The 17,061-nt window shown below is 52.7% G+C and carries 16 protein-coding genes and 1 pseudogene; 3 read left to right on the top strand and 14 right to left on the bottom strand.

Going from position 1 to position 17,061, the window contains the following annotated elements:
- Positions 1-201: 201 nt before the first annotated feature.
- A complete protein-coding gene (locus F3J37_RS00265; protein WP_166931073.1) occupies positions 202-477 on the bottom strand; it encodes a VF530 family protein in 276 nt (91 codons plus the stop codon).
- 109 nt (positions 478-586) lie between these two features.
- Here F3J37_RS00265 and F3J37_RS00260 point away from each other — a divergent pair, with 109 nt between their 5' ends.
- Entirely contained in the window at positions 587-895 is a 309-nt protein-coding gene (locus F3J37_RS00260; protein ID WP_166931070.1) for a hypothetical protein, read from the top strand.
- Between the two features lie 3 nt (positions 896-898).
- Here the strand turns inward: F3J37_RS00260 and F3J37_RS00255 are convergent, their stop codons facing one another.
- The 6 genes from F3J37_RS00255 to F3J37_RS00230 all read right to left on the bottom strand — a co-directional run bounded on the left by F3J37_RS00255 (position 899) and on the right by F3J37_RS00230 (position 8,503).
- On the bottom strand, positions 899-1,558 hold the full coding sequence (locus F3J37_RS00255; protein ID WP_166931067.1) for a DUF1345 domain-containing protein: 660 nt from the start codon (positions 1,556-1,558) through the stop codon (positions 899-901).
- A 746-nt stretch (positions 1,559-2,304) separates the two neighbouring features.
- On the bottom strand, positions 2,305-2,475 hold the full coding sequence (locus F3J37_RS00250) for a YlcI/YnfO family protein (protein WP_072050617.1): 171 nt from the start codon (positions 2,473-2,475) through the stop codon (positions 2,305-2,307).
- 110 nt (positions 2,476-2,585) lie between these two features.
- Positions 2,586-4,232, bottom strand: coding sequence for a thiol reductant ABC exporter subunit CydC (gene cydC / locus F3J37_RS00245; protein WP_166931064.1), 1,647 nt, complete (start codon positions 4,230-4,232; stop codon positions 2,586-2,588).
- Positions 4,229-5,989 (bottom strand): thiol reductant ABC exporter subunit CydD, encoded by a 1,761-nt coding sequence (cydD, locus tag F3J37_RS00240; RefSeq protein ID WP_240154038.1) that lies wholly within the window; start codon positions 5,987-5,989, stop codon positions 4,229-4,231. The genes cydC and cydD overlap by 4 nt, the downstream gene beginning before the upstream one ends.
- A 6-nt stretch (positions 5,990-5,995) precedes the next feature.
- On the bottom strand, positions 5,996-7,045 hold the full coding sequence (locus F3J37_RS00235; protein ID WP_166931061.1) for a cytochrome d ubiquinol oxidase subunit II: 1,050 nt from the start codon (positions 7,043-7,045) through the stop codon (positions 5,996-5,998).
- A gap of 15 nt (positions 7,046-7,060) precedes the next feature.
- The gene (locus F3J37_RS00230; protein ID WP_166931058.1) at positions 7,061-8,503 is read right to left on the bottom strand and encodes a cytochrome ubiquinol oxidase subunit I; all 1,443 of its coding nucleotides are present in this window, start codon (positions 8,501-8,503) and stop codon (positions 7,061-7,063) included.
- Between the two features lie 1,025 nt (positions 8,504-9,528).
- On the opposite strand from F3J37_RS00230, the gene F3J37_RS00225 reads away from it, so the two are divergent.
- Positions 9,529-10,899, top strand: coding sequence for an amidohydrolase (locus tag F3J37_RS00225; RefSeq protein ID WP_166931055.1), 1,371 nt, complete (start codon positions 9,529-9,531; stop codon positions 10,897-10,899).
- 79 nt (positions 10,900-10,978) lie between these two features.
- Here the strand turns inward: F3J37_RS00225 and F3J37_RS00220 are convergent, their stop codons facing one another.
- Positions 10,979-11,188, bottom strand: a complete 210-nt coding sequence (locus F3J37_RS00220) for a YMGG-like glycine zipper-containing protein (protein ID WP_034823502.1) — start codon at positions 11,186-11,188, stop codon at positions 10,979-10,981.
- Positions 11,189-11,506: 318 nt separating this feature from the next.
- On the opposite strand from F3J37_RS00220, the gene F3J37_RS00215 reads away from it, so the two are divergent.
- Entirely contained in the window at positions 11,507-11,707 is a 201-nt protein-coding gene (locus tag F3J37_RS00215; protein ID WP_166931052.1) for a hypothetical protein, read from the top strand.
- 15 nt (positions 11,708-11,722) lie between these two features.
- Here F3J37_RS00215 and F3J37_RS00210 read toward each other — a convergent pair whose 3' ends face one another.
- The 6 genes and pseudogenes from F3J37_RS00210 to F3J37_RS00185 form a co-directional block, all read right to left on the bottom strand.
- Entirely contained in the window at positions 11,723-12,313 is a 591-nt protein-coding gene (locus tag F3J37_RS00210) for a TetR/AcrR family transcriptional regulator (protein WP_166931049.1), read from the bottom strand.
- 78 nt (positions 12,314-12,391) lie between these two features.
- Positions 12,392-12,943, bottom strand: coding sequence for a cytochrome b (locus tag F3J37_RS00205; RefSeq protein WP_166931046.1), 552 nt, complete (start codon positions 12,941-12,943; stop codon positions 12,392-12,394).
- Positions 12,943-13,715: pseudogene (locus F3J37_RS00200) on the bottom strand (catalase). Before F3J37_RS00200 ends, F3J37_RS00205 begins: the two are co-directional and overlap by 1 nt.
- A 221-nt stretch (positions 13,716-13,936) precedes the next feature.
- On the bottom strand, positions 13,937-14,803 hold the full coding sequence (locus tag F3J37_RS00195) for a DeoR/GlpR family DNA-binding transcription regulator (protein WP_166931043.1): 867 nt from the start codon (positions 14,801-14,803) through the stop codon (positions 13,937-13,939).
- Between the two features lie 164 nt (positions 14,804-14,967).
- The gene (locus tag F3J37_RS00190; RefSeq protein ID WP_034823484.1) at positions 14,968-15,915 is read right to left on the bottom strand and encodes a D-ribose ABC transporter substrate-binding protein; all 948 of its coding nucleotides are present in this window, start codon (positions 15,913-15,915) and stop codon (positions 14,968-14,970) included.
- Between the two features lie 69 nt (positions 15,916-15,984).
- Entirely contained in the window at positions 15,985-17,040 is a 1,056-nt protein-coding gene (locus F3J37_RS00185; protein WP_205298831.1) for an ABC transporter permease, read from the bottom strand.
- Between the last annotated feature and the right edge of the window lie 21 nt (positions 17,041-17,061).

The following is a 17,061-nucleotide window of genomic DNA, read 5'->3' as shown; positions in this document are numbered from 1 at the left end:
CGCTGAAACAATGAACGCAGTGCGTTATGTTATTTTTGTTTATCAGTTGTGTTTGCAATAGGCGATACATGTATATACATGTATCGATATTGTCACGCGAGAAAAGAAGTTACAAGGCAGCCTGTCATTGGAAAATGTGATGACGCTGGCAAGGTTGTCATCAAAAGGAAAGGGTGAAGAGAGGGTAAGCCGCTGTGATTATCAGTGGCCCTGGGTCCAGGGATTAAAATTGCTGTCAGCTGAATTTTGTGTGTCGGGTTCATCCAGAGAATCCAGGTACAGCGCTTCCACTTCAGCACGCGCCCATGGAGTGCGACGCAGGAATTTGAGGCTGGATTTTACGCTGGGGTCGTTTTTAAAGCAGTTAATATTGATGAGTTTACTCAGTTCAACCCAGCCATAACGCGCCACTAATGCATTAACAATCATTTCCAGCGTCACGCCGTGCAGGGGATCTTTAGAAGAGTGAGGGGTCATATTACGTCCTAATTTGCAGGCGGATGATTGGCGCGCAAGATTACAAGAAAGCCGTGCCGGCAGCAATGGTGTAGACTTGAGCTTAGCCATTTACTGAGGAAATAACGCGATGAGCGATAAGAAAATGATTTCAATCGACCACTTCAATGAAGCTGAGCGAAGTGAAGTGGATGAAATCTTCAAAGGGTTAATGGAAAAACATCGTCAGCGCAGCGGTAAAGAGCCTGATGCGAAAAAAGAAAAAGAGTATACCGCAGACGCACGTCAACAAGTCATGACCAGCAAGCTAGCCAAAGAAAAAGCCAAAGCGGACAAAGCAAAGAAAACACCTGCGCGCCGCAAGAAACCTGAAGCGCAATCTGCCAGCGAAGTCAGTGACTTCAACTGGTCTGCCTCAATTAATAAAGGGCGTCGTTAAGCGTTAACTCAGCAATCCGGCGCCCACATTCACCGACAATCCCAGAATGGCCAGATTGAAAATAAACGAGATCACCGATTGCAGCAGCGCCAGCTTGCGCATTTCGGTGGTGCCCGTTGCCACATCAGCGGTCTGTGATGCAACCGCGATGGTGAATGAGAAATAGAGAAAATCCCAGTATGCCGGTTCGTCCGGTTTTTCCGGGAATATCAGGGGCGTGGCATTTTGACTGCGATGCAAATAGTGTTGATGCGCATAATGCATGGCAAACGAACTTGGCAGTAATGCCCATGAGACAATCAATGTCATGGCCGTCAGCAGCAGATGTAACACGCGTGGTGTGCCGGTGAGATGTTTGAGCGCCGGCAGTTCGCTCATGATTGCCACGATGCTGATCATGCAGGCCACAATGACCATACCCAAAACTAACGCAGCGCTCTGATCTTGCATCTGAGCGATACGTTTGATCTCGCCAGCATCGGTACGCAGCATGCGAAACCAGATAAACCACAGATAAAGCCACGCCAGCACATTCCAGCCAATCAGCACGCGTTGCAGTTCTCCCAGTTTTGCAGGCAGTAAGAAATAGCAGACGACCCCGGCAACAATCGATATCAACAGACGTAGCCGCGCGAACAGATGTGTGGTGAGCGAAAAGGGCATGATGTTTTTTTTGCTGGGGTTTGAATCAGTTAACTGTAGTTGATGGCAGGAAAAACGCCTGAGATAGCGGTTAAGAATCATATCGGGATTTGAATGATTGTCGGCTTAGGACACTGGCTGAACGCTGCATTCTCTGACGTCGCTACGTGAATTCTGAGATTTTGTGTGAGGGATTATTGCCAAAGATTGGCGTAGCGACGCCTTAATTTGGCGGCATTTCAAACGATTAATGAAGGGGGTATTGATAATTTAGCCACGCCTATCAGGATGAGAGTGACAATAAGTCTACCTGAAGAACACATAAAGGGTGCTTTTATGTGTACTTGTCTCATACGAGCGAGCAGTTTTCATGAGTTAAGCGGCATGGCCCATGTTGAGCCATTTACGATGTGAACGGCTGAGCAGAGTGGAGGTTTCGATGACAAGTGAGAAACGGAAGTCGTTTACGTCAGCATGGGGCGCTGGAAATTTACAGCAATGCAATCAAATATTAGTAGGAGATAGCCCAGTGCAGTCTGGAGTGCGCAATCCGATAGCTTATTTAACATAATATACATTACCCGTACTTTTATTATCTGGCTAAGTTAAAGTGACCTCCTGGGAAATGCGTGCGTTTTGTTGAGTTGGAGACGGTTTCTTGCATCGGACACAGGCCTGAAATGAAAATTTGAAGCGTCAAATCAGATGAGGTTTCCCGTCCGCAACACGTCAGCGATAATGACCTGCCACCGACGGGAAATGATGAATTACTTCTTTCCGTTGCCGGCTTCCCGCGCTTTCAGACGACAGGCTTCGACAACCCAGGCTGAGAAGTTTTGAATGTTTTCGCTCTTCATACTCTCTTCGATTTGATCAATCAGCAGATGTGGGAAACGAATATGTTTTCGTCGGGTTTTGGAGTTTGTCATTTTATCCATGGTGATCCCTGGTCAGTTGTCTCACAAGTTTATTTTTGTATTGATTAAGCATCTGCTCAGATTGCCCCTAAGCAGATGTAAATAAACCAAAAAACAGATCCCTGCTCTTGTTATTGTTTATCGAGCAGTAACCGACTGTCCGCGAGGGAAAGTGGTTGGATCTGATGGGTCACCAGCAGCGTGGTTTTACCCTTAATGAGTTCTTTCAAGCAGTTAAGTACTAATTCGGTATTTACTGCGTCTAGCCCTTCGGTGGGCTCGTCCAGCAACACGATTGGCGCATGGGAAAGATACGCGCGGGCAATCCCAATCCTGCGGGCCTGACCACCAGACAGACGCCCTCCTAACTCTCCCACCAGGGTGTCGAGCCCCAGAGGAAATGCGCGGACTTCGTCGTCTAAAGCGGCGCGCGCCAGTGCATCCCATAAAGCCTCGTCATCTGCATCCGGTGCAACCAGGCGCAGGTTGTCTCGAATCGATGCGTTGAAGAGATAGGTTTTCTGGCCAACCACCGAGATCATCTGACGCAGTGTATCTTCAGAAAGCGCCCTGACCGGACGACCGCCGATAGACACATCCCCTGCTGTCGTTTCCCAGAATCCTTGCACCAGATTCAGTACGGTGGTTTTTCCTGCTCCGCTGGGACCTAAAATCGCCAGACAATGGCCGGCCGGCACGGTAAAGCTCAGCTTATCCAGTACCTTAGGCGCATCAGGCGTGTAACGCATTGTCACGGCCGAAAATGACAACTCGCTGCTTTCCGGTATCGGGCTGTTTTCAGGCAGGACAATCGCCGGTGTCAGCTCCGTCATGGAGAACAGACGGCGTGCCGCTGCGCGCGTAGTGCCAAGGGCAGCAAAGGCAGCGGGCAGCCCGGCCACCGCTTCAGTACTCGCCAGTATGGTGAACAGCAACATCACGATTTCACTGGCAGAAATGCCGGTTGCATGGTCAGTGTTAAATAACAGGATAAAGGCGAAAAATAACCCGAGCTGTCCCATTAAGGCACAGATCGCCCCGCCGCTGGCGCTGATCCAGGCTTGCCGACGCTGTGCGCTGATCAGTTGCTGAGAAAGCTGGCGCAGATGATCGGTTTGATGACTAACGGCTCCGACCATCTGTAACTCTGCTAATCCACGCACTAAATCGGTGGATGCGGCCTGAACGGATGAGCGCACGGTAGCGATCTGGTTGCCACAGGCTTGCGTCAGTGAGGCCACAATCCACGGCACGACCACGCCCGCAAGTATCAGCACCACCGCATCAATCAAGGCCACTGAAGGTGAGAACCAGCAAATTCCTGCCAAAATGATGAGCGACGAGATCAGCCCTGCAATGGCCGGCGTCAAAATACGCAGATAGAAATTGTCGAGGCTATCTATATCAGCGCGAAAACGCGCCAGCACATCCCCATCGCGAAAATCCTGCAGTCGCGCAGGCGCAAGATGGGCTAACTGCTGATAGAACCAGACACGTAAAACCGACAACAAGCGCAAAGTTGCATCGTGCGTCACCAATCTTTCCAGATAACGCGCGAAGGTACGCAATACCGCGAGCCCACGAATCGCTGCAGCCGGAGTGAAAAACTCCAGTACCAGTGAGCCTACGCCCGCCAGCGCCATGGACGTAATAAACCAGCCTGATAAGGCGAGCAGCGCCACGTTGGAGAGAATCACAATCACAGAGAGCAAAATCCCCACCGCCATGCGGAAACGCCATGGACGCGCCAGGCGCAAGAGATGGCAAAGATCATTCATGCGAGATCTCCTGTTTGCAGGCGCTCGAGTTCGGCGAAGACGCCAGCCTGATCGCGCAATGCTTGCGGCGTCCCTGCTTCAACCACCCGCCCTTTTTCCAGCACGATGATTCGGTCAGCTGTGGCAGCGATTTCCGTATCGTGGGTGATGATTAAGCGTGCACTGTTCGGTAATGCATCACCCAAGGCGGCAATCATCTGCTTTGCCGTCTGGCGATCCAGCGCCACCGTGGGTTCATCGAGAACCACTACGGCTGGCGCACTCAATACAGCACGTGCCATCGCAATACGCTGGATCTGCCCACCGGACAGTCCTTTTCCACCGTCGCCCAAACGATAATCATACTGCGCCGGCAGTAACTGGATAAACGTGTTAGCCTGAGCCAACTGTGCTGCTGCTTCAATCTCGGCCTGGCTGATACCTGAACGCGACAACAGGATATTTTCCGCAATCGAACCGGCAAACAGAGTGGGCCGCTGCGGCAGCCAACCAATCTGTTGCTGCCATGCAGGAAGATCTAATGAAGAAAGGTCCTTGCCATCAATGACGATGCGTCCTGAGTTGGGCGCGATAAAGCCCAGAAGCATTCGCGATAAGGTGGTTTTACCGGCACCGCTGGTGCCGACGATCGCCAGTGTTTCCCCGCTGCGCAAAGTAAAGGAAACATCGGTGACACCGCCGCCCTCTTCATACTGATAGCTCACGCCTTCCAGACTGATTTCACGCGGTTTCGCCGGGAGCACGTCATTACCCTGTGACGTTTCCGGCGCTTCAGCATTGAGGATCGCCATTAAGCCTTCCGTCGCGCCAATCGCATCCATTCGGGCATGATAGTGCGTGCCCAAATCGCGCAGCGGGCGGAAAAATTCCGGTGCCAGCAACAAGGCAAACAGCCCCGGCAGAAATCCCATCTCGCCATAGAACAGACGGAATCCGACATACACCGCGACCATCGCGGTGCTGATGGTGGCAAAAAATTCCAGCACCAATGATGAAAGGAATGCCAGTCGCAACACCTTCATGGTGGTCTGGCGATAGCTGTCCGAGATCGCCGCGATAATGTTCGCTTGCCGACGCGCTGCATTGGTCTGGCGTAACGTTGTCAGGCCAGCAATCACATCAAAGAAGTGCGCACTCATCAGGCTGAGTTTGTGCCACTGCTTCAGGCTCATTTTCTCCGCGCCCTTTCCTACCACGATCATGAACAACGGCACCAGCGGCGCGGTGATCAACATGATCAAGCCGGAAACCCAGTCAAAAGGAAAAAGCGCCACCAGAATGGCAAGCGGCACAATGCCGATGATGATTTTTTGCGGAAGAAAACCGGAAAAATAAGCTTCGATAGCTTCGACGCCCTCACCAAGTGAGCTGGCGATACTGCCCGTACGTTGATGCTGGCTCCAGGCGGGACCCAGAGTGGCGATGCGGTCTAACAACATCCCGCGCAATCCCTGACGGATACGTGCGGAGGCTTCAAACGCAAAACCCTGACGCAGGATATCGATACCCGTGCGCAGCAACATCACAACCGGCAGCAATAAGAGATAAGGCAATAGCGTGGTGAAGGTTTTACCGCCGAGGACGGCGTTGCTGATTAGCCAGGCTAACAGCCAACACTGTGCAATCATCAGTATGGCATTGAGCGCCGCCATACTGATGGACAGTGAAAATAAACCGCCCGCCTGGCGACGCAGGCTCGAAAGCCAACGCTCCGCCAGGCGGGCTGCCATTCCACTTGGAGGGGAACTAGCAGACATGATGTCTTAGTGACCCCCGTGACCAACCAGCTTAGAGATACGGCCGCGGAATACCCAGATCTGATACCAGTTGTACATCAGCATCACCGGAACAAAACCGCCCATGGTCATGGTGAAGGTAATCAGAGAAACCTGTGGACTGGCGCCCGCCCAGATGGTCCAGGTGCCTGGCACGATCCATGGGAACATGGTCAGTAACATACCGAAGCCCAGAATAAATGCCGCGCCATTGAACCACATCACCGCTGCAAAATCTTTGTCCTTCAGGGTGTCACGACGCACCTGATCAATACACACCAGTGCGATCAAGCCAAACAGCCCCCAGATCCAGAAATGCGGACCAAACCATTTCGCACGTGCCCAGTCGAAGATCACCGCACTCCACACCCAGGTAATCACCACGGCAGCGATGGCCAACCAGAAGATCACGGCGGTCCAGCGTGCAGCATCCTGACGAATCGGTTCATTTTTCTCGAAGCGAGCGCGTACGAACAATACGCCAGCCAGCGTCATGGCGACACAAGAAGCCACACCGGTCCAGATGGAGAAAGCTGAGATGAAGCTAAATGCGCCGCCCACATAGGTTGGAACCCCTTGAGCTGGCGAATCCATCTGGAAACCTTGCAGCAACGCACCAACGCTCATCCCACCAAAGAAAGTCACCGCGAGACTGGCGACACCGAAGATGCCGTCAGAAAACTTCTGCCAGAATGGCGAGGCCAGATGACGAAACTCCAGTGCCACCGCGCGGGACATAATGCCCCACAACACCAGCGCCATTGGCACCATCAGGTAGCTAAATGCCGAACCGTACACAAACGGGAAGGTGCCGAACATAATACCACCGGCGACGATCAGCCAGGTTTCGTTGGCATCCCAGGTGCCGGCCATTGCCGACATAATGGCGCCACGTTCATCATGGTCGCGGACGAAGAGCGAGAAGATCCCCGCCCCCAGGTCGGCGCCATCCAGCGCGATATATAAAAGAACGCTGATACCAAATGCTAACCACCAGGCGATGATCAGGAAGTGCTGAGTCGAATTAAGCATGTCCATGGATTTCTTCTCCCATCAAACCGGACGGATATATTCAGGATGGTCAGCATGACCACTGGCAGGCATTTCAAGGTGACCCAAATGCTCATGCCCTTCGCCCGGTATTTTGCTGGTTAAATCAGGTCCCATACGTACCACTTTAGCGAGGAACCAGATGGTGCCTGCCACCACAGCGGTTTCAAAGATGGCAAAGCCCACCAGCCAGAAGATTGCCAGACCCAGGGTCATTGGACTCATACCGTCTTCGGTGCGCATCAGGCCATAAACGATCCACGGCTGACGGCCAATTTCGCGCGTCCACCAGCCCGCAATCACTGCGATATAAGGCAGGATCACCATAATAACGGCCAGCGCCAGGAACAGCTTATTGCGCGGAGCCAGTTCAGTGGTCATGCGACGACGTGCAATCAGCCAGACGCCCCAGAGGCTCACCAGCAGCATGGCACCCGCAGCACCTGACATGGCGCGGAAAGCGTAGAACGGCAACACCACAGGCGGTTGCTGATCTTTCGGGAAGCTGTTCAGGCCCGTTACCGTACCGTTCCAGGTTTTGGTTTCAATCAGGCTTAAACCGTGCGGAATGTCGATAGACCATGCGAGGCCCGTGCCTTCTTTGTTTGGCCAACCCAGGATGTGCCAGGCACTGTTGACGTTACCCGCAGAATCATAGGTATCGTAGTGCCCTTCCATCGCTGCCAGCGCCGCCGGTTTATGTTCCAGCGTGGCTTCACCCAGCACGTCACCCATATAGATCTGAACGGCAGCAACCACGGCCAGCGCCATCAGCGAGTACTTCAGCGGCTTCAGGAACAAATCAACATGGCGTTGCTTGAAAACGTACCAGGCGCAGGTTGCCACCACGAAGCAGAGCGAGAGCTCGAAGCTCGCCAGCAGCATGTGCGGGAAGGCACTGCGCGCATTCGGATTAAACAGCGCGGCCAGCCAGTCGGTCACGATGAAGATACCGTTATGCAGTTCAACACCGGTTGGCGTTTGCATCCAGGAGTTAGCCACCAGGATCCACATCGCAGAAAGTGTAGAAGAGAGCGCCACGTTAAAGGTCGCAAACAAATGCATCCCTTTACTGATTTTGCCCCAGCCAAAAATCATCAGTCCGATAAAGCCGGCTTCATACATAAAGGCGGTGATGGTCTCATAGCCGAGCACCTGACCAAAGAACGGCCCGGCAGCCTGCGAGAAGCGACCATAAAGAATACCAAAGGCCATTTCCATGGTGACACCGGTTGCCACGCCAGCACCGAAGTTAACGATAAACAGCTTTTCAAAGAAGCGACACAGGCGATACCACTGCTCATCTTGCTTCCTGACCCACATCAGTTCAGAGATGAACAACAGTGCAGCCAGTCCAATGGTTAGCGGGGGAAAAATGATGTGAATGGATGAAATTAGCGCGAAGTCAATACGCGTGATCAGCGATGTAAGATCGTTACTTAGCATGACTATCTTCTTTTTTTGAGTGACCGAATGAGTTAACGGCAATCCAGCGCCGTTGCACATGTTATGAAGTGAGATGAAGCAAGCTCGTGCATAACAAGTTGAAATCGGTGCCGCACTGTCGTCTTTCTCTTAACTACGAGCAACAACCACAGTTTAATTTCCAGACAGGTGACGTCTGGGAAATAGGATATTCACTTCGGCGTTCGTTCCGGGGAAAGAACGGGAAAATAAATCATGATTGTTAACGAAATGTCTGTCGATAACACTTGCAGGCGTAGGTATCGACACGGCTCGTAATAAGAATTTTTTCTGTAAATTATTCTATATTTTCGTCTACACAAAGGCATCCAAATTAAAGGGGTAACTTGTAACAAAAAGAAAAAATCCGCTGTATAAATGAATGATTTTCATGTGAATTAAATGTAACTCGAGGGTTAATTTATGAGGAATCCTTGATTTTAATCAACTTAATTCAAGGTTTTAGCGTGGTTTTGAGCGTTAATTATGATGCACTGAAGAGTGAAAGAATCGGTGTGCAGCCCGTAATGATGCGATTATCTTATTATTTAGCAGGGTTACAGTTACCGTAGACATACGCTCAACATCAATAATACGGAATTTTAACAAGCATTGAGTTATTGTATTTTAATAACAGCCAGGGTGATTTAATTTAACAAACCAAAAACAATTGTCACTTTCAGAACACTTAATTCCTGCGCCATTAAATCTTTAAAAACCTCGCTATTAAATATACTGACTCGTAACATTAAAGACACACCGTGCGCACACTTGTCACATTAATAATGAATCAGGCGACATTTATTTAAGGCAAATAAGGAGTCTGGCCAGGCAGTGTGAGTGGGAGCACGCAGTCACGCGTGGAAACGAAGATTTTGCAGAGCGAATGAAGAATGCCGACAGTAGTCGGCACATTACATTTCTCGATAGTTATCAGTGGAAAAAATCACAGCACAGCGCTGATCGCTCCTCTAGGGTAAATCTCCCCTACAAGGAGAAAATAACCGATGAGCCTCATGACTTCCGGCAACCGCCGAGACTTTCTTTCCGCTGGCATCAAACTCACGGCGGCCGGTACGCTGCTCGGTGCCGGATTAAGTAGCCGTACCGCTGCGGCCGCTGCCTGCCCCCCTGAAAACCTGATGCAGATCGACGTTAGTCACTATCTATTACGCAATGTGCGGCTGGAAGAAGCCTTTGTACGTCACCACGACGTGATCACCGCGACACGCACCGGTTTGTACGATATCGAAGTGAACGGCGCGACTATCGCGGGAATCCACGCGGCAGGTTTCAGCAGCACCCTTCCCGCCTGGGATGCGGCGGGCCATATTCTGTTGCCTGCAACGCGCGACATGCATATCCATCTTGATAAAACCTTTTATGGGGATGGCTGGCGCGCCCCGCTGCCGCGTAAAAGCGTCATCGATATGATCCATCAGGAGGAGCAGATTCTTCCTGAGATCGTACCGACCTCCGAAATGCGTGCCGAGAAGCTGATCGGCTTGCTGCAGTCCAAAGGCAGCACCGAAGCGCGCAGCCATTGCAATATCGATCCGATCAGCAAACTGGATGGGCTGGCGCACTTGCAACAGGCGATTGAAAATCACCGTCAGGACTTTACCGCGAAGATTGTCGCCTTCCCGCAGCATGGACTGTTGCGGTCCAGGGTCGAAGGCATGATGCGTGAAGCGATGAAAATGGGTGCCAACTTTGTCGGTGGTCTGGATCCGACCAACGTTGATGGCGCGATGGAGAAGTCGCTGGATACGATGTTCAGCATTGCACTCGATTTTGCTGCGCCAGTGGATATCCACCTGCACGAAACCGAGCCGCACGGCGTAGCCGCGATACGCTATATGCTGAAAACGGTGCGTGAGAATCCGCAGCTAAAAGGCAAAGTCACCATCAGCCATGCGTTTGCGCTGGGCACGTTATCGGGGAGTGAACTGGATGCGATGATCGAGGAACTCAAAGCGCAGCAGTTCAGCATCGCGACAACCGTGCCGATTGGGCGCGTGATCATGCCATTGCCGCAACTGCGTGCGGCGGGCGTCCCGGTATGGTCGGGCACCGATACCATTGCCGACCACTGGCAACCTTTTGGCAGCGGCAGCATGCTGGAGAAAGCCAACGTCTATGCGCAGTTGTATCGTGGCCCGGATGAGTTCTCATTGAGTCGCGCATTGGGTATCGCCACCAATGAAGTGCTGCCGCTGAATAGCCAGGGTGAACAACAGTGGCCGAAGGCGCAGGATAGCGCAACGATGATGTTAGTGGCGGCGAGTTGTTCTGCTGAAGCGGTGGCGCATGTTGCACCCGTGATAGCAACCTTCCATAACGGCAAACAGGTATTTGGCCAGTTAAAGAAAATCTAATCGGGGAATAAAACGAGGGTATAAAAGTTATTATTTCGTCGCGCAATGAGTGCGCGACGAAATAGATCAGCAGGATGAATCAACGACTCACTTCATGACCAATTAAACCACCGATGGCCGCACCACCCAGCGTACCAAAGGTACTGCCGCCGGTTAATACCGCGCCACCCACAGCACCAACACCCGCACCAATTGCCGTATTACGACCACGATGCGACATGCCACAAGCGGTAACTGATAAACAGACTAAAGCGACAATGGCGATACTGCAGCTGCGTTTTAAAAGCATCGAAATCCTCATTACCATTAAAAAATGGAATGCAATTGTTTTTAATTTGATTGTTGTTAAGACACCAAATCGTTGGCGACTTGCACTGCTTGTCGGCGCTAATTTAAGAGGATTTGCGAAACGGTGAAAGGTAAAAATTCCTATTTTCAGGCGGTACTGGCGAAGCGGTGAGAAAGCGCGCGCAACGCCTCTGGTCGGCCTCTCACGGAGGTTTAAACCTGCTGTGCTTTACTGTTAATCCATCCCTTGACTGCCAGCCTACCAACTAGTAGATTAATATTTATTCGGCTGACCTTAGCAACGATTTCAGGGGGCATTGTGAGTGTGATTCATTTTCCTAACCCATATCCTGACTGCCGTCCTTCAGATTGTGAATCAACGCAAACGGATAAACAGAAGGTCCGCGACTTTGCGTTGAACATTGCTGCGCAATTACACAACGATCCTGAATTAAATAAGCAGGCACCCTATCTGGTGGATAAAGTGATTCTGTTGCTGATGAAAGAGTCGCGAAGATAAATGGCCGCAAAGCCATTAAACGGAAATAACCAGACTGTTAAGCACCGGTTTAATCATGGGTAAGAACAGTTCGGGGTTATTAAACGCGCGCGCGGCTATCATGGCACCATGCACCGTTGCCATCAGCGATTTGGCCTCCATTTCCGCCCCTTCACGCAGAATAAACACCCCGCGCTTTTCCCCCTTCTGCAACACACCGGCCAGCCACGTGGACAGATCGGCGAAATGCCCGGTGACTTCAGCCGCCACCTCTTCCGGTAAGGTCGGCAGCTCCACTGCCAGCATCACGCAGATACAGAACGGCGAGCTGTTTTCCTTAATGCAGGTCGCCCAGAAGTTCACATAACCGTTTAGCTCAGCCAGCGGATCATCACTGAAATGCTCACTGGTCGCGGCCATGCCGGCTCGCGCTTCCTGACGATAATCACTGACCACCGCCAGCACCAGATCGGCTTTGCCCGGAAAATGATGATGGATGCTGGCTTTACGAATTTGCACGCGTTCTGCCAAATCGGCATAGCTAAAGCTTTTATATCCGCCAGAGGTGAGCAGCGCACGGGTGTGGTTAATGATTTCAGTGGCTTTCGGCGAACGTTCGACGGTCATGCAGGGCTCCGGCAGCAAAGATGAAATGGCTGCAAATCAGTAAATTGGCACTGAACTTACTGACCTGCAGCCGGGATGTCAAGGCGCTTCAGGACGCTTACGACGACCGGTCATACTTCTGAATACGCCATCACGCAGAATCAGCGCATGGAACAACGCGGCGGCAAGATGCAGCATCACCGTGACGAACAACGCTAAAGCAACCCAGGTATGCAGCGGACGCAACCAGGCATACAGGTCATTACTGATCGGCGTAATCGGTGGCAGCAGCAGACTGCTACCCAGATTCACCGGATAGCCTGCCGCCGACAGCATCGCCCAGCCAATCAGTGGCTGGGCCAGCATCATGGCGTACAGCGCCCAATGTGAAAGATGCGCCAGCGCTTTTTGCCCGTTTGATAGCGTGGACGGCAGCGCGGGTTTGGCGGTGGTAAAACGTAGCCACAATCGCACCACCACCAACAGCAATATCATTAAGCCCAACGGCTTATGGATCGCCACTAGCAAGCTGTGCAGTGACGAGACGGTGGCGACCATGGCCACGCCGATAAACAGCATGGTCATAATAGCGGCAGCCATCAGCCAGTGAATGGCGCGCAACGCCGGATGGAAAGTCTCTGTGTGTTTCATCAGTGTGCTCCTGCCTGTTCACGAGTACGGGCGTTGTAGGATTTGGCATAAGCCGATGAACGTGCATTGAGGATCGGATCGTCTGAAGCGGTGATGCCCTCGGGCAGAATCAGCGGATCGTAATTGATGTCGTTACAGGCGCCCTGCTGCTGTGGCGTGGTTTGGTTGATAGTCAGGGTTCCTGCATTGATGGTCTGTCGGTCCGCTGGCCAGGCAATTGAGGCATCGCTGCTTTTATCCTGCGCGTCTGCGACAGTGATGATCAGATCCCACTGTAGCGGCCCTTTGTTTTGGCATCGGGCAGCGTGGCGATTTGCAGGTCGTAAAACCCTTCTACGCTATTCACCGGAAATATCGGCATGGCATTCATCCCGGTGCGCCATTGCTGGCCATCTTTTTGATAAAACGCTAACGCCATGCTGCGCACCGGCACGGCATAATCTGGAGCGTTTGGATTGCCACCGGCAATGGCAAAGCGTCCAATCACCGGGGTTTCGCCCGGCGCAAACAGCCCGGCACGCGACAGCGCGCTGGCATTGCCGTTAGCGGCAAAGCTGCCGTTGATGCACACACCTTTGGCATGATTGCGTCGGTAGCCGGGATGCTCCCCGCCTGATTTTTGTAGCACGGTAATGAGCTTATCGGAGGTCAACTTATCCGGTGTTAACCAGCCGCCAGCCCAGAGAAATAACGCGATGACGATCAATGGTACCACTGCAATAGCGGCCAGACGGGTGAGTGTCTGGCCGGTCGTAAGAGAAGGCTTGTTCATAGATTCGCTCAACATGGCATAAATTAAGGCAAGGCAGTTACCCGAGCTGAATGATTAGCGCGTGGCAATCAATTGCACCGTCTTCGTTCACGGTGGTAGAGCCGACAATCTACTAGTAGGTAGATAGTGTTGTCAAACGCATTTGTACAGGCCGATGCACCACTGTCGCAGCCGACAGTGAGTGCCTCAGGTTATCTGAGGGAATAAATTCGCAGGGATTATCAGACTTCTTCGCGTGTGGTCGTGTGGATCTTCATCGGCGCAACCACGACGTTCACACCCAGATCCTGCATCCGTCGCAGCACGGGCACCGGCGTACCCTGGTTGACAATCACCACATCAAACTCGCTGAGATGGGCAAAACGATGCAGCGCCCGGCGTTCAAATTTGGTGTTATCCATCATCAAAATACGTTTCTGTGCAGCATCAAACATCGCTCGTTTGGTTTCGACGGTTTCCGCTGACTGATGAAACACCGTGTCATCAATGATCGCTGACATACTGACGAAGAACACATCGGCGCGCAGACTGGCAATTTCATCTCGCGTCATGCGGCCCATAAACGCATTGCACCAGTGATAAAACTGACCGCCTAATCCCATCAGCGTGATATCGCGCCCGTTGCGCAACTCATTCATCAGCGTCAGTGAGTTGGTGATCACCGTTAACGGGGCGCGCGCGTGTAACAAGCGCGCCATCTGCAATACCGTGGTGGAATCATCGAGGAAGATCGCCTGTCCTGGCTCCAGGTAAGTGGCCGCCACCTCAGCGATGGCTTGCTTCTCTTCCAGTTGACGCGTCGCGCGGTAGATATCGCTGGACTCGACCAGGCTGGTTGGCGTGGCGGAGACCACCCCGCGCGATTTATGCAGCAATCCGCGTTCGACCATCTCATCAATATCACGGTGCGCGGTCATCAGACTGATGCCGAAACGGTCGGTAATATCTTCAATGCGAATAGCGCCTTCTGCCATCACGGCTTCCGCGATCAACTGGCGTCGCGCCAACTGCCGCGCCTGACGACTGTCGCTGGGTAAGGGTTCGGCCATGAAGACGTTGAGAGAAGAGTCCTGCGGGTTGTGCGCCATATTTCGTCCAGAAAGTGATGCAGAAATGCGGGTTCCAGGTGATTACAACGCGGAAACGCGCCTTTTGCAAATGGTGTGGTGTTTGGACTCACGAGAAGGGTTACAGCGACGCACCGGAGTGCGTCCGCTGAGCAGTATGCGGCCCGAAAGCCGCACGTCATGCATTACTGCTTCAATACAAACGGTGATACGAAATTGCCCGCGTTCTCTTTGGTGATCAAAATGCAGTCAAACAGCTGTTTTTCCGATGCTGCGCCGGTTTTACCGGTTTTCAGGAAGCTGTCAGCCTGCTCTACCGCTTTCTGCGCGAACTGCGCCACGGGCTGCATCACGGTATACGCCAGCGTACCGGCTTTTACGGCATCAACGGCATCCGGCGAGCCATCAAAACCACCCACTTTGATCTGGTTAAGCTTACCGGCTTCTTTCAGTGCGGCAATCGCCCCCAGCGCCATTTCATCGTTGCCGCTGATCACGCCTTTGATGTTCGGGTTAGCCTGCAGCAGTGACTGCATCTTGTTGAAGCCCTGGGTACGGTCCCAGTTGGCGACTTCCTGACCCACTTTCTTCAGCGTCGGGTACTGTGACAACACGGTATCAAAACCATTGGCACGCGTTGCCGCGTTGTTATCGGATGGCGGGCCCACTAATTCAACATAGTTGGCGGTATCGCCTACCTGTTTCACCCACTCCATCGCGCCCACCGCCGCGCCCTGCGCATTGTTAGAAACCAACTGCGCTTTGGCCAATCCGCTCTGATTCAGCTCGGCGTTGATGATAAACACCGGGATATTCGCCGCGATGGCTTTTTTCACTGAACCGACAGAACCATCGGCGTTAGCCGGATCAAGAATAATCGCCTTGGATTTGTTGGTGATCGCCGTATCAATCAGCTGGCTTTCGGTGTTGGTATCACCTTTGTGCGCGCTGACTTTTGCGCTGTAGCCAAGTTTTTCAGCGGCTTTTTGCGCGACCTGACCTTCTGTCAGCCAGTAAGGGTTGGATGGATCGTTGACGATGATGGTCATCAACCCGTTATCCGCCCAGGTCGGTGCAGCGAAGGTGGTGATCGCCATCGCTGCGGCAGCAATAAACAAACGTTTTGTGAACATAGGTGCTCCGTTATTATTTAGGGTACAGGTTTTACGGATAACCGCGCGCTGTATGGCAGCGCGCGTGAGTTAGCGACTGCGTTTGCCGTATTGCAGGGTGTTGAGCAATACCGCCAGCACAATCACGGCGCCAGTGAACACCGTCTGCCAGTAGGCAGAAACGCCGATAATCACTAAGCCATCAGAGAGAAAACCGATTACAAAAGCCCCCAGCAGCGTGCCGCGCACATTACCGCGACCACCGGTGAGGGCCGCTCCGCCAATCACCACCGCAGCAATCGCGGTCAGTTCATAGGTGGTACCCGCTGTTGGGCCAGCGGAGGTGAGCTGGGAAGAGAGCACCAGCCCCGCCATCGCGGCACAGATACCCGACAACACATAAACGCTGATTTTGATACGTTTCACCGGTACGCCGGAGAGATCGGCGGCGCGCTCGTTACCACCCGAGGCATAGAGCCAGCGGCCAAACGCCGAACGACTCAGCAGGAAACCACAGGCCAGTGCTACCACACCCAGCACCAGCACACCGACCGGGATGTTGAAGATGCGATTGAAGCCGAGCCAGTCAAAGCCGGTGTTGCCCAGCGCATCACTTCCAGAGAGTTTGTTGTAGGTCAGACCATTGGTGATCAGCAATGCGATACCGCGTGCCACATACATGGTGCCGAGCGTGGCAACAAACGCCGGAACGCGGAACCAGGCAATCAGCACGCCATTCACCAATCCCACCAGCGCGCCAATCACCAGCGTCAATATCGCCACCGCCCACACGGGCAGATACAGCACGACACCTGGCGCGTCGAGGTTAATCCCCTGCATCATAAAGCCGGCCATCACGCCAGCCAGACCCAGCGTTGAACCAACGGATAAGTCAATACCGCCATTGAGGATCACCAGCAACATGCCAATGGCGGGTAAGCCAAAAATCGCCACATGCGAAGCCATGGTCAGGAAATTGGCGCCGGTAAAGTAGTTAGGCGAGAGCAAGGAAAAGGTGATAATAATCACCAGCAACGCAATAAACGCACGCCCTTCCAGCAGCAATCGCGCCAGATTGAGACTTTTATCGGTTTTCTTTTTACTCGCGACGGGTGGCGAATCCAGCGTGTGTGTTCTGTCTGTCATACCGTTTGCTCCGTTTTTCAT

It is taken from the genome of Candidatus Pantoea communis, assembly GCF_011752685.1.
Taxonomy (GTDB): domain Bacteria; phylum Pseudomonadota; class Gammaproteobacteria; order Enterobacterales; family Enterobacteriaceae; genus Pantoea; species Pantoea communis.
This window is presented reverse-complemented; position numbering and strand designations above follow the sequence as displayed.

What these genes read in the sequence shown, in the direction of transcription:
- F3J37_RS00265 (WP_166931073.1), bottom strand. Translation starts at nt 477, where the DNA reads ATGACCCCTCACTCTTCTAAAGATCCCCTGCACGGCGTGACGCTGGAA.
- F3J37_RS00260 (WP_166931070.1), top strand. Translation starts at nt 587, where the DNA reads ATGAGCGATAAGAAAATGATTTCAATCGACCACTTCAATGAAGCTGAG.
- F3J37_RS00255 (WP_166931067.1), bottom strand. Translation starts at nt 1,558, where the DNA reads ATGCCCTTTTCGCTCACCACACATCTGTTCGCGCGGCTACGTCTGTTG.
- F3J37_RS00250 (WP_072050617.1), bottom strand. Translation starts at nt 2,475, where the DNA reads ATGGATAAAATGACAAACTCCAAAACCCGACGAAAACATATTCGTTTC.
- cydC (WP_166931064.1), bottom strand. Translation starts at nt 4,232, where the DNA reads ATGAATGATCTTTGCCATCTCTTGCGCCTGGCGCGTCCATGGCGTTTC.
- cydD (WP_240154038.1), bottom strand. Translation starts at nt 5,989, where the DNA reads ATGTCTGCTAGTTCCCCTCCAAGTGGAATGGCAGCCCGCCTGGCGGAG.
- F3J37_RS00235 (WP_166931061.1), bottom strand. Translation starts at nt 7,045, where the DNA reads ATGGACATGCTTAATTCGACTCAGCACTTCCTGATCATCGCCTGGTGG.
- F3J37_RS00230 (WP_166931058.1), bottom strand. Translation starts at nt 8,503, where the DNA reads ATGCTAAGTAACGATCTTACATCGCTGATCACGCGTATTGACTTCGCG.
- F3J37_RS00225 (WP_166931055.1), top strand. Translation starts at nt 9,529, where the DNA reads ATGAGCCTCATGACTTCCGGCAACCGCCGAGACTTTCTTTCCGCTGGC.
- F3J37_RS00220 (WP_034823502.1), bottom strand. Translation starts at nt 11,188, where the DNA reads ATGCTTTTAAAACGCAGCTGCAGTATCGCCATTGTCGCTTTAGTCTGT.
- F3J37_RS00210 (WP_166931049.1), bottom strand. Translation starts at nt 12,313, where the DNA reads ATGACCGTCGAACGTTCGCCGAAAGCCACTGAAATCATTAACCACACC.
- F3J37_RS00205 (WP_166931046.1), bottom strand. Translation starts at nt 12,943, where the DNA reads ATGAAACACACAGAGACTTTCCATCCGGCGTTGCGCGCCATTCACTGG.
- F3J37_RS00195 (WP_166931043.1), bottom strand. Translation starts at nt 14,803, where the DNA reads ATGGCGCACAACCCGCAGGACTCTTCTCTCAACGTCTTCATGGCCGAA.
- F3J37_RS00190 (WP_034823484.1), bottom strand. Translation starts at nt 15,915, where the DNA reads ATGTTCACAAAACGTTTGTTTATTGCTGCCGCAGCGATGGCGATCACC.
- F3J37_RS00185 (WP_205298831.1), bottom strand. Translation starts at nt 17,040, where the DNA reads ATGACAGACAGAACACACACGCTGGATTCGCCACCCGTCGCGAGTAAA.